This window comes from Streptomyces sp. NPDC001617, assembly GCF_053596855.1.
In genome coordinates, this window is record NZ_JBSFHA010000011.1 from 136,780 (window position 1) to 148,229 (window position 11,450).

Annotated in this window: 10 protein-coding genes; 7 read left to right on the top strand and 3 right to left on the bottom strand. The window is 70.1% G+C overall.

Features of this window, described 5'->3' with window-relative positions; genetic code table 11:
- The first annotated feature begins 5 nt into the window (after nt 1-5).
- From ACWC09_RS11725 to ACWC09_RS11745, 5 genes are all read left to right on the top strand, one after another.
- A complete protein-coding gene (locus tag ACWC09_RS11725; RefSeq protein ID WP_450850336.1) occupies nt 6-1,151 on the top strand; it encodes an ATP-binding protein in 1,146 nt (381 codons plus the stop codon).
- 88 nt (nt 1,152-1,239) lie between these two features.
- A complete protein-coding gene (locus tag ACWC09_RS11730) occupies nt 1,240-2,307 on the top strand; it encodes a hypothetical protein (RefSeq protein WP_450850337.1) in 1,068 nt (355 codons plus the stop codon).
- Between the two features lie 135 nt (nt 2,308-2,442).
- Nucleotides 2,443-2,589, top strand: coding sequence for a hypothetical protein (locus ACWC09_RS11735; protein ID WP_159056378.1), 147 nt, complete (start codon nt 2,443-2,445; stop codon nt 2,587-2,589).
- Between the two features lie 104 nt (nt 2,590-2,693).
- On the top strand, nt 2,694-4,577 hold the full coding sequence (locus ACWC09_RS11740) for an ATP-dependent nuclease (protein WP_450850338.1): 1,884 nt from the start codon (nt 2,694-2,696) through the stop codon (nt 4,575-4,577).
- Nucleotides 4,574-6,322: a UvrD-helicase domain-containing protein gene (locus tag ACWC09_RS11745; protein WP_450850339.1), complete on the top strand. Its 1,749-nt coding sequence runs from the start codon at nt 4,574-4,576 to the stop codon at nt 6,320-6,322. The genes ACWC09_RS11740 and ACWC09_RS11745 overlap by 4 nt, the downstream gene beginning before the upstream one ends.
- Before the next feature lie 64 nt (nt 6,323-6,386).
- On the opposite strand, the gene ACWC09_RS11750 is transcribed toward ACWC09_RS11745, so the two are convergent.
- Nucleotides 6,387-7,316 (bottom strand): hypothetical protein, encoded by a 930-nt coding sequence (locus ACWC09_RS11750; RefSeq protein WP_450850340.1) that lies wholly within the window; start codon nt 7,314-7,316, stop codon nt 6,387-6,389.
- Between the two features lie 807 nt (nt 7,317-8,123).
- Here ACWC09_RS11750 and ACWC09_RS11755 point away from each other — a divergent pair.
- Nucleotides 8,124-9,233, top strand: a complete 1,110-nt coding sequence (locus ACWC09_RS11755; RefSeq protein WP_450850341.1) for an ImmA/IrrE family metallo-endopeptidase — start codon at nt 8,124-8,126, stop codon at nt 9,231-9,233.
- A 4-nt stretch (nt 9,234-9,237) separates the two neighbouring features.
- Nucleotides 9,238-10,464 carry a hypothetical protein gene (locus ACWC09_RS11760; RefSeq protein ID WP_450850342.1) on the top strand — a complete coding sequence of 409 codons (1,227 nt, stop codon included), beginning with the start codon at nt 9,238-9,240 and terminating at the stop codon, nt 10,462-10,464.
- Here the strand turns inward: ACWC09_RS11760 and ACWC09_RS11765 are convergent.
- Nucleotides 10,449-11,063 carry a hypothetical protein gene (locus ACWC09_RS11765; protein ID WP_450850343.1) on the bottom strand — a complete coding sequence of 205 codons (615 nt, stop codon included), beginning with the start codon at nt 11,061-11,063 and terminating at the stop codon, nt 10,449-10,451. The genes ACWC09_RS11760 and ACWC09_RS11765 overlap by 16 nt on opposite strands.
- A gap of 51 nt (nt 11,064-11,114) precedes the next feature.
- Nucleotides 11,115-11,444 carry a hypothetical protein gene (locus ACWC09_RS11770; protein ID WP_388719837.1) on the bottom strand — a complete coding sequence of 110 codons (330 nt, stop codon included), beginning with the start codon at nt 11,442-11,444 and terminating at the stop codon, nt 11,115-11,117.
- Nucleotides 11,445-11,450: the final 6 nt, after the last annotated feature.

Genomic DNA, 11,450 nt, shown 5'->3' on the forward strand with positions numbered 1-11,450 from the left:
AGCTGATGAAGACCACCGTGCCCGCCGCATCCGATGCTCGGGCCGAGATCGCCCACCTGGTGCGCACCACGCCGCCCCTGCCCTCATGGATCTTCTCTTGGGAAGGCTGGGACCGGTATGTGCGCACCGAGTTCGCACCGCCCGACCTGCTGGACTGCGCTCCCGCGGACGTGGAAGTCGACGAGGACGACCCGCGGGTGGACTACCACCGCCATCTGCTGATGATCGACACTGCGTTCCTGAAGGACTGTCTGCTGCGGGCCCGAGGCACCTTCGGTGTCAACGGCAACCGGTACGAGGGCCTGCTGGACATGGTGATCGACGGCCCGGCCGGCACCGGCAAGACGTACCTGCTGCGGCTCATCGGCCGGGAGTTGCAGCGCAGGGTCGAAAAGCACTTCGACGACCGGGTCCCGGTCGTGCACATCACCGTCCCGCACGACCCGGAGAACGAACTCAACTGGATATGGGAGATCGCTTCCTTCCTTGCTCTGACACCCGAGCCCAAGAGCGAGGGGGAAGCCCGTCAGCTGCGCCGCATCCCCGACCTGTCCCTGCCCGTGCGCACCGTGTTGGAGCGCAAGCAGACCCGCCTGCTGCTGGTCGACGACATCCAGCGGGTCTCCCCCGGCCAACTCGGCCCGATCCTGCACTACTTCGACTTCCTGCGCACCCGGCTGGGCATCACCACCATCTTCTGCGGTACCGGCGCGACCGACATCGTCCAGGCTGCCCGCAACGGCTGCGACCGCCGCGACGAGGCGCTGTGGACCGCCCACCGGCGGCTGCAGCCCAAGGCCAGCGCCGCCGAGCTGAGGGCGGCAGTGGCCAAGGAGCAGAACGTGCGCAGTCTGCTGCCGGTCACCTGGGTAGACCCACTTCCCTGGAGCGACGACGCCGAGGGCCAGGCCCCCTTCCTGGCCGTGCTCAAGGGCTACGAGAAGAACCTGCGCATGCGCAAGCTGAGCAAGGAGGTTCTCACCCGGCACGCCAAGTACCTGCACGACCGGACTGGCGGCTACTTCCTCTACCTGTCCCAGCTCATCTGCGGCGCTGCCGTCGCCGGGATCCTCGACGGCACCGAGGACATCACCCTTGAGCACCTGGAGGCTATCCGCATCGGCCGGGAAGAGGTCCTGCCCGGGCACTGACCACCCGTGAGCACCGGGCGGCACAGGCCACAACCGCCCTCGCGTCAGCACCGTTTCGCCTGTACCCCTCTCGAGGATCGAGCCCGCTATGAGCGTGGACCGGACCGGCATCCAGGACGTGCATGCCCTGTGGCTGCAGACACTGGACTTCCTTCACTACAACGCGCCCCAACTGTGGGCGGACATGCTGCCGCAGGAGGGCGTGACGTTCTTGATGCCGCCCGCCGTGGCGGCGCTGGAGCGGGTGCAGGATCAGGCTGCCGCCCTGGCCAACGCGGAAAGCCGCCGGCTGCGCAAAGCGGACTTGTTCTACCTCACCCGGGAAGCCGCCGAGAGCGTCGCCAGGCTGACGGGTATCCCGTGCATCGCCCAGATCGCCAGCATTGTGCCCTCGCCGTCCGGACTGATGGTGTGGGAAGAGCCGCCGGTGAGCATCGAGAGGGGGGTGGTGCTGCGGGCCGTCTCCTGGGGGCCTTCCTACGATGGCGGCACCTGGTGGTCCTGGTGGACGGATACGGCAGCCGGTGTGCGCGCCGGCATCGCCGAGCCGACCATGCTGATGATCCACGGAGGGCTGGCCTTCCACGAGGAAGTCTACGCCGAGCCCGACTTCTGGCCGGTGCAGGCCGATGACCCCTCTCTGCCGGAGCACCTGCAGTTCCGCGCCCTGCTGTTCACGTGGATGGCGATCTCCTGCGGTCTGCTGGTGTACCGCGAGTCCGTGGGCCCCAGCCAGGACATCTGCGGGCATCTGCGCCGTACGGGTGTGGAATCCCGGGTGGTGCACCGTGTGATCCCGGCCAGCGGCAGCGACCGGCCGGGGCTGGCGCAGATCCTGCGCCGCCAGCTCCAGCTGGACGGAAGGGTCATCGAGGAGCGGCCCTACCCGGGGTACCTGCCGGCGCAGTTGGCGCCGTGGCACGTCTATGTGCCGGGTCTCGGGCACCGCCTGATCGTGGAGATCCCTACGCTTGAGCCCGGGCAGACCGCGGTTCCCACGCTCGGTGCCGGAAGGAGGGTCGGCAACCTCGCGTTCGCGCCGGTCAGGGCGGTGTTGCGCCAGGGCTGGCAGTTTCATAACGGCTATGTGCAGTCCCCGCTGCACTACGATCCAGAACTCGGGCTCCTCACCGATCCTTACGATGACGAGTTCTGACCGCATGAGACACCCCACGGCACCCGTGACCGCTGTCTCGGGCAGGTACCGGGCCGGTCCTTTCCCCACAGACCAGCCCCTGTCTGCCGGAAGCGAGGGTGGTCTTGCCGACGGGCATCACCAGGCACGGCGCTGTTGCGGATCGGCTTCGGGGACGACTACCTGCAGCGCCTGGTGATGTACGTGGCGTTCCTCCTGGATGCCCGGTTCGCGGCTCATGTGGTGCTGGGCCCGGCCCACGGCAGCCGGCACTCCTGTGGCGCGGGCCGTCATCTGCGCTGACCGTTTTGGTTTACGACGAGTTCTGAACGCTGCACCAGACAATGCCCACTATTATCCGATGATCGCTATTACTCAGAGTGATATGCCGGGGATGGGGGCGAGCGGTGTACGTGGCCGAGGTACTGGTGGAGCGGTTCCGGTCGTGCGAGCGGGTACAGATTCCGCTGCGGCCGGAAGTGACGGTGTTGGTCGGGGAGAACAACGCGGGCAAGTCGTCCGTGATCGACGCGCTCCGGCTGCTCACGGACCCCCTGGACGGGCGGCGCGTGCGGTATTTCGAGGAGTCCGATGTCCTCACCACCGCGGCCGCGCAGGGCGGCCCCAGCCTGCAGCTGGACGTGGCCGGCATCGGCCCGCGGGAAAGCGGCGCGTATCTGGAGGCGCTGCTGCCCCAGGGGGCTCCTGACAGCCGTACCGCCCGGTGGCAGGTGTCCTGGACGCCGCCGCAAACGGGCGGGCGGCGTGGAAGCACCGTCTGGGCGCAGGGCGCGGGCCTTCCGGTCACGGGGGATCCTCCGGCGCGGGGCGGTGTGCGGCATGTCTATCTGCCGGCGCTGCGCGATGCCGAGCGGGAACTGGCCTCGGCGGGCGGGGATCGGGTACGGATGATCCTTCGCGGGCTGCTGGGCGATGACGAGCGGGTCGATGCCTTCGTGGAACGGATCGGCACCGAGCTGAAGAAGGTGGCTGCTGACCCGGACGTGGTCCAGGTCAGCGAGAAGATCAACGAGCCGCTGCGGGATCTGACGGTCGGCGTGCATCCCCAGGCGAGTGAACTGGCCCTGGCCGAGCCGACGTTCGCGTCGATCGCCCGGTCTCTGCGCATGCTGCTGGGTGATGTCTCCGCCGCGCCGTTCCCGTTGTCGGCCTCGGGGCTGGGTTACGCCAACACCCTGTTCATCGCCACGGTGATGGCCGAGCTGGACGCGGCGGCGGAGGCGGATCTGACCGTGCTGCTGGTCGAGGAGCCCGAGGCGCACCTGCATCCGCAGCTGCAGACCCTGCTGCTGCGTTACCTGCAGCGGCGGGCGCGCGCCTCGCGTCGGCAGCCGTCGGGGGACCCGGCTGAGCCGGCCGGGCATCTGCAGGTGGTGGTCACCACCCACTCCCCCATCCTGTCGGCCGCGGCGAGCGTTCAGGACCTGGTGGTCATGGCGCGCTGCCCGGGTGGGTTGTCGGACGGCTGGCAGGCGCGGCCTTTGCCCATTCCCCGGCTGGGGTTGAGCCCGGAGCGGGTGCGGCATCTGGACCGCTATCTCGATGCCACCAAGAGTGCTCTGCTGTTCGCGTCGCGGGCGATCCTCGTGGAGGGTATTTCCGAGCTTCTGCTGCTGCCGGCTCTGGCCGAGCGGGTCCTCGCCGCAGACGAGGGCGCCGATGCGCCGGCGAAGCGGGAGGCGTTCGAGGCGGTGGAACGGTTCTTCGGCACCACCCGGGTGATCGTGGACGGGGTCGGGTTCGAGGTCTATCTGCGGGTGCTGCTGGCGCCCGTTGACGGCATCTGTCTGGGCCGGCGGGTTGCCTTGATCACCGACACCGACGTGGCGCCCGATCAGCCGGAACCACCCCGGCTGCAGTCGCTGCGGAAGCTGCCGCGCGGCTGGCATTCTCCTGGCGAGCTGCACCTGGCCGCGGCGCCGAGGACGCTGGAGCCGGCCCTGTGGTCGCACAACAACATCACCGCCTTGCGGGCGGCGTTCCTGCGCTGTGCGCCGCACTCGCAGGACCGCTGGGAGCAGGTCGTTGAGGCGACGGATCCCGCCCTGGCGTTCGGGGAGCTGTTCGTCCCGAAGACCAGCCGGACCGTCACCGGCACGGACGGAGACATCCTGAAGGGCACCGAGATCTCCAAGGGCCGGTTCGCGCAGGAACTCGCCGACGTGCTGGCCGACCGGGTGGTGCCGTTCACAGTGCCCGAGTACCTGGCGGGTGCCATCCGTTTCATCACCGCCCAGGACACGAGCACCCCGGCAGTGGGCGCGCCATGACGACGCCTCAGCAGACGGATCCGGTGCGGGCCGACGCCGAGAAGCAGCAGCAGGCCGCTATGGCCGTGGCCGCGCCTGCCTACGTGGCCGCCTGCCCGGGTGCGGGCAAGACACATGTGATCACCAACCGGCATCTGCAGTCGCCCCGGCAGCGACTGCGGAAGGGGCGGGCACTGATCTCGTTCACGCGGGTGGCGCGGGACCAGATGGCCCGCCGCTGCCGCTCGGCGGGCCGCGCCGATCTGGTCCAGGCGCCGCACTTCATCGGCACGCTCGACTCGTTCCTGTGGGAATTCCTGGTTAAGCCGCGGCGGGCGGCCGAGCCGGCGCCCCGTCTGCTGGAATCCTGGGCGAGCATCAAGGCCCCGGTGCAGGGCACGGACCGGGAGATCAACCTGCACCGCTTCCCCATGACGATAGATCCCTCCCACAACGAGGCGCGCGAGGCGGTTGCCTGGGACAAGCTCGACTACGACACCCGCCAGCTCCTCAAGGACAGTTCCTACAGCCGCGCGCAGTGGGAGAAGAAGATCTTCGAGACCCGCAAGTCGTGGTGCGACGAAGGCTATTTGACCGGGCACGAGGCGCGGGTCCTGGCCCTGTGGAACCTGCGCCACTCCAAGACCGCCGCCGCTCTGCTGCCCCCGCTGCTCTCCCGGTTCGCGGAGGTCGTCGTCGATGAGGCGCAGGACTGCTCCGCAGCCGACCTGGCGATCCTTCAGCTGCTGCACGACGCCGGCTTGCCGCTGGTCCTCGTCGGTGACCCGGACCAGGCCATCTACGCCTGGCGCGGCGCCGAACCCCAGGCTCTCCAGTCCTTCGCCGCTCAGCTCTCTCCCGCCCCGCACCGCCTGACCGGTAACTGGCGCAGCTCCCCCGTCATCTGCCGGCTCGCGTCCACCCTGCGCACGGGGCAGCGGCCGCCGGACACCTCCGTGGTGCGCGACGACGACATCCCCGTCCTCGTGCTGCCCACCCGGTTCGCCGACTCCGGCAGCCGGCACCTGCACGCCCCGACCGGTGCCGGCATCGTCGACGCCTTCCGCACGCTGGCCGAGGAGTACGCCGTCCCGGCCAAGGACTGCCTGGTGACCGCCTACAAGTACGCCACCTTGCCGGGCATCACCCGGGAGAAGCCCAACACCAAAGCCATCACCAGCCTGGCCTGGGCCCGCACCGTCACCCACACCCCGGACGCCAGCGGCGACGACCTCGCCCGGGCCTGCGCGGTCGCCGTGCGCGTCCTGTTCGGCTACTGGTACCCGGGCCAGAGCGGCGGCCCCGACCGCATCATGACCGGCCACCGTCTCTCGGCCGGACAGGTCAACCGCACGGCGTTCGCCTTCCTGCACAGCCTGCCTGCGCCCCACCGGGAATGGGGGCCGCAGGTCTGGCAGGCCATGAAGGCCTGGCCCCCTCTGCCCGGGGCTGCTCCGCAAGGCGGCAGGGGCCGCCCCGCCGGAAAACCCACCGTGTCGCGCCTCCAGGCGGCCACCGGTATCCACACCAACATCGTCCACCAGCTCAAGGGCGATGAGGCAGACGGCGTCCTGCTGTTGCTGCCCGATGCCGGAAGCGTCCAGCGCTGGGCCACCGCAGACCCGGCCACCGACGAGGTCCTGCGCGTCTGGTACGTCGCCGTCACCCGCGCCCGCCGCCTGGCCGCCATCGCCCTGCCCCAGGAGGAGACCGATGCACTGGCCCAACTCCTGGCCGGGCACCACGTGCCGCTCCGCGTCGCGTGAGCCCTGATGCGCTCGGCCAGCACGCGATGCAGATCATTCGCGCCCCGGGCCCCGCGAGCACGGGTTACTCAAGTCGTGCTCGCACAGCGAAGATCTCCTGTGCCTGCACGGCATGGATGAGCGAAGTGAAGTCTCCGGTCCACAGGCCCAACACCACTACCGAGCCGGCACGTTCGGCCGCGTCGATCCACTCGCTCGTCGCCTCGGCAGGATGCTCCACGGAACCGAGGACCAGGCTCTGCCCACCGTCGCCCCGGCGTACGCCCCAGGGGCGCAGTGTCGCCGAATGCTGCTGCAGGACCCAGGCGCTCACGTCAGGCAGCGTGTCCCACGCATAACAGGGGAAGCCATAGCGTTCGGCGAGTTCCTGGATGCTGCCGCTCATGTCCGGTGACGCGAGAGTGAGGGCCGGGAACGGTCCGTGCGGGGTGGGGACGAAGCCAGTGCGGCCGACCCGGTAGAGCGGCGGCGGTGCCGGGGCCAGATTGATGATCATGGAGGTGAGGTCGGCCCCTGCCAACGTCCTGCCGCCCCCGCCCAGATGCGGGACCACCATGGTCCAGATGCTGATCAGGTCCTCGAGGAGGTTCTGGCGCTCGACCGCCCCCAGACCAGCAGTGAAGACATAGGTGTAGGGGTGGTGTGCGTGCGGCTGGACCTCTTCCCAGAAGACATGGGTGACGGTGGAGAACTCCCGGTTCGGCACCAGCGGCAGGGAGGCGGCCAGCACGGCCAGGACCAGTGAGTCCCCCAGCATCAGCCGGGCCATGGCGGAGGCCCGGCACGGGTCACAGTCAGCCAGCCCGGCGCCGATGGCCGCAGAGGCGGCCGCCATGTCGGCGGTGTGGGCCACTCCGAACGGTGCGCCACTGACAGGCACCAGTGTGGGGGCGGGGTGAGTGTGCAGGGTTCCGGCATTGGCGGAGGTGTAGGACGATCCGGTGTTCTGCGCGGTACGCCGGGCCCGGCGCTTGCGGGCGTGATCCTTGCTCATGGCATGGCCTCGTGTTCTGCGCTCCGGGCCCATGATCCGGGTGCGTGGAAGGCGGGCACATGCGGATCTGCTGATCGCTCTGAACAGCTCTGGTGGTGCGCGCAGTTGATGCAGCCCATGCCGTGCACGAAGCCCGGGCACCTTTGCCGGTGTGGGGCTGTTCATGGGCCAGCCCCGGCTTGGGTCGATGCGCTCGACCTCTATTGAGGCTACTCCCGCCACAGGGGCTGGGGGGTCTGATTCGAACCGTTCGCTGCGGCAGCGGCGATCGTGTACGCCGGTGCGGTTACGCCCTTGCGGTGAGCCGGGCGTGGACGAGGGGGACGCGGCGGTGGGCTGCCTGGGGGCGGAGCCTGTACCAGCGCTGGATGAGCCGTCGCGGCGTGCGGCCCTCCCTGCCGGTACCGCGATGTTGGGACAGTCAGGTTTCCCGGAGGTGGTCGGGCCTGCCGCCCGCTGTTCGGTCGGCGTCTGCCGGGTGGCGGAGGAGCACCGTCGTGGATTGTCGCGTTGCTCATCCCGCAACTCCCGGGCGTTGCACAAGCATTCACATCATGGTGTCGGCCCGGGGCCGCTGCGACCTGCCGGGCCGGCCGCGCAGATCATGCCGTCGATCGCAGGTGCGGGTCCCCTGGGGCCGCGCGCCTGCCGCCTTGATCGGATCGCTGGGGCGGCCGGTGGCCGGTTCCCCTCATCGGTCTTTCAGCAGAGGGCTGTTGGCTGTGACGGAGCCCACCAGGAAGCCGAATCAGCCCCGGAATATTCCGTGTTAATGTTTTGAGGTCTGATCTGAGGTGGTGGGGTGTGATGGCGTCCGGTGACCTGCAGGCGCATCCCGGCATGCTCGCGCTCGCGCGCGAGTCGCGGGGCATGACGCAGGTCGACGTGGCCGCCGCCATGACCAAGGCCGCGCCTGCCGGGGCCGCGGTGGTGTCCCAGGGATACGTCAGCCGCGCGGAATCGGGACGCCTTGTTGTCGCCGACGACCGTCTTCAGCTGTATGCCGCCGCCCTGGGCTACCCGGTAGACCTGCTGTGCCTGGATCCCCGGGTGAGCGGGGTGGGGGTGGGACTGATCCACCACCGCAAGAGAGCCTCTCTGTCGTCCTCGGCGCTGCGCCGCATCCACGCCCAACTCGCCCTGGTGCGGCTGCAGGTGACGGGCCTCGTGCAGGCCGCCGCGGCAGCGGACGTGCCGCACCGCTTCTCCCGCGTGCTCCTGGACGACTTCACGACGGCCAAGGATGCGGCCCGCCAGGTGCGCCGCGCCTGGGGCCTGCCCAGGGGCCCGGTGGCGGATGTGATCGCCGCGATCGAGGAGGCCGGCGGCCTGGTCGTGATACGGAGTCTCGGCAGTGAGCTGCTGGACGCGGTCAGTCAGTGGGACGACCCCCAGGTCCCGCTGGTCCTGGTCAACGACCACGCGCCGGGCGATCGTTGCCGCTTCAGTGTCGCGCACGAGCTGGGCCATCTGGTGATGCATCCCGCGCCCGGCACGTCGAGCGAGCAGGAGAAGCAGGCCGACGCGTTCGCCGCGGAGTTCCTGATGCCCGCTGCCGATATCCGGCGGGCGTTCGCCGACGGTGTGGACTTGGCGCGGCTGGCGGAGCTCAAGCGCGTCTGGCGGGTGTCGATGAGCGCGCTGCTGCGGCGCGCGCTCACCCTGAACGCCATCACCGAATGGCAGTACCGCACGGTGATGGTGGAGATGTCGGCGCTCGGCTACCGCACGGCCGAACCGGTCGAGGTGGAGCCGGAGCGGCCCACGCGCGTCCCGGCACTGGTGGACATCCTGTTGTCCGACCTGGGCCTGGCGATCGACGAGGCGGCCGCATGCTGCCGCCTGCTGCCCGAGGACTTCAAGCGCCTGTATGTGGCAGGCGACCGCTCGTTATCCCCTGAGCCGCTTCGAAGGTGAGGCCATGATCGACCCGTCTGCTCCGCTGCCGCGTCCGCGCTCCGATCTCACCGAGCCTCCCGACGCGCCGCAGGCCCTGTCCGGTGCGCTGAGCGTTCTGCAGGGGCGCATGCTGCTGCAGGTGTCTCCTGCCCGTGTCGGTTATCTGCGCGGACAGCTTGATGCGGGCCGCAGCGGGCTGGTGCTGTGCGGGAAGAACGCGCTGCGCAAGGCGAAACGGCTGCGCGAGGAGGAACACTTCGGCGGGCCCCTGCTGGTCGATCCGGCTGTGTACGAGGTGCGGGCGGCAAGCGAGGAGGAGCCGTTCCCGCCCGCGTCGGAGGACACCTTCGCCTTCGACGATCCGCTCGAGGTGTCGCTGGCGGAGCAGCGGGCGGCCGGCGTTACCGCGCCGGTGACCCCGACCGGTTACATCCACGCCGAGGACTCCGATGCACTCAAGGCGGCGGTGCGGCGGGTGGCCGACCTGGACGATGCGCAGGTCGTCTTCGCGGCGCCGGTCGATGTGGGCTGGCTGCGGGAAGAGGACGCGGTGCGGCAGCTGATCGCCTGTCTGCGGCTGGTGAAGGGGCCCAAGGCGATCATGCTGGGCGGGCAGATGGACCCTCTCGCGCGTCATGCACGGGCCGTCGACCACCTGCGGCGGGTGATCGAGGAAGTGCCGGGAGCGGCGTTGCTGCGCACCGATCTGGCGGCCTTCGGCGCGCTGGCCGCGGGAGCCTCTTTCACAGCGTTCGGTGCCGGCAGCCGGCTGCGGCACATCGTGGCCCCGGGCGAGAAGGCCAAGACCAGCAAGGGCTTTTCGACGTCGCCGCACGTGCTGTTCGCCGAGCTGATGGACTTCTTCCTCGGCAAGACCCTGGCCGACCGCTTCGCCGGTGCGGAGGCTCCCGTCTGTGGCTGCGCGGCGTGTGAGGGGGTGTGGGCGCTGGATGAATTCGCCAGCAATGCCGGTGAACGGCCGGCACGGGCCGCCGCGCACAATGTGGCCGTGCTGATGGAGTGGCTGCGCACGCTGACTGCGATCACTCCCGGGCTGGCGCGCCAGCAGTGGTGGCACGAGCGCTGCCGCGCGGCGGTGGAGCGGTATCCGCTGGTGAACGCGCGACTGCGGCAGCCGGATGCCTTCAAGGTGCCCCAGCAGTTGAGGCGGTGGGCGCTGGCGGCCCCGGTCTCGGTGGCGGACGGAGCGAACGGGCAGGCTGCGGCCAACCATCAGCGCAGGAGCTGATACAGCTCCTCGGCGAAGCACCACGCGGCGGCGGTGTGCCGCTGCGGCCGGTACTCCTCCGGCGCGAGCAGCATCTCCACACCGTGCTCGGCGGCGAGGAACACGCCGATGCCGTAGAAGTCGGCCTCGGCCAGCAGCTCTTCCAGGTGGGCGGGGCGGCGGGTGAGCAGCATGGCGCGGCGGCAGAACGGCGCGAACCGGCCCGCGTCCCGCAGTCCCTGGTGCCATCCGGCAGCGCGCACCACGGCCAGGTCCACACGCACCGGCCGGACCGCGCGCCGGGTCACCGTCGTGCGGTCACGGTCCGCGGCGCCCGCGGGCAGGGCGCGTACGGCCCGCCGCTGGCCGGCCTCGAGCGAGGCGAGGGGGACGGGGATGCCCACCGGCAAGGTCAGGAGGGTCTCCAGCGCTGCCATCCGGTCCAGCCGCTCTGCGCCGACGTGCCGGCGCCGGGCGTGCTCGGCGGCGTCCGGCCGGTGGAAGAACAGGGCCTCGGCGCCTTGCAGGGAGGCGGCCTTGGTCTGGGTGCCCGCCTCCAGCAGGGTGGCCGAAGCCGTCCGCACGGAACGGCCGATCACGGAGTTCGCCAAGGTCACCATGGCCTCCACCCTGCCTCATCGGGCTCCGGCCGCACGCAGCGGCCCCGCCGACTATCCAACTCTCACGGGTACGGACTGTTCTGCCAAACAGCTCAACAGGCCTTCAAGACACTGCCAAAGCAGGTCGTTGTCGCTGCGCCGGTACCAGCGGCGCCGCTCCCCCGGCGTCCTCGGCAGCCGCTCGGCCAGGCCAGCCTCCACCAGGGACCGGATCGGCGCCTGGTAGACGCTCGCCGGCGCGTCGCGGGCGACGGCAAGGTCTCCGAGACACACGCCCCGCTCGCCCGCAGACGCCAGCGCCCACATCAGCTCCGCCCGGTAGCGGTTGCCGAAGACCCGCACGGACACCTCACGCAGCCGTTCCACGTCCCGTTGAGGCATGATTCA

What these genes read in the sequence shown, in the direction of transcription:
- ACWC09_RS11745 (WP_450850339.1), top strand. Translation starts at nt 4,574, where the DNA reads ATGACGACGCCTCAGCAGACGGATCCGGTGCGGGCCGACGCCGAGAAG.
- ACWC09_RS11770 (WP_388719837.1), bottom strand. Translation starts at nt 11,444, where the DNA reads ATGCCTCAACGGGACGTGGAACGGCTGCGTGAGGTGTCCGTGCGGGTC.
- ACWC09_RS11750 (WP_450850340.1), bottom strand. Translation starts at nt 7,316, where the DNA reads ATGAGCAAGGATCACGCCCGCAAGCGCCGGGCCCGGCGTACCGCGCAG.
- ACWC09_RS11725 (WP_450850336.1), top strand. Translation starts at nt 6, where the DNA reads ATGAAGACCACCGTGCCCGCCGCATCCGATGCTCGGGCCGAGATCGCC.
- ACWC09_RS11755 (WP_450850341.1), top strand. Translation starts at nt 8,124, where the DNA reads ATGGCGTCCGGTGACCTGCAGGCGCATCCCGGCATGCTCGCGCTCGCG.
- ACWC09_RS11765 (WP_450850343.1), bottom strand. Translation starts at nt 11,063, where the DNA reads ATGGTGACCTTGGCGAACTCCGTGATCGGCCGTTCCGTGCGGACGGCT.
- ACWC09_RS11730 (WP_450850337.1), top strand. Translation starts at nt 1,240, where the DNA reads ATGAGCGTGGACCGGACCGGCATCCAGGACGTGCATGCCCTGTGGCTG.
- ACWC09_RS11760 (WP_450850342.1), top strand. Translation starts at nt 9,238, where the DNA reads ATGATCGACCCGTCTGCTCCGCTGCCGCGTCCGCGCTCCGATCTCACC.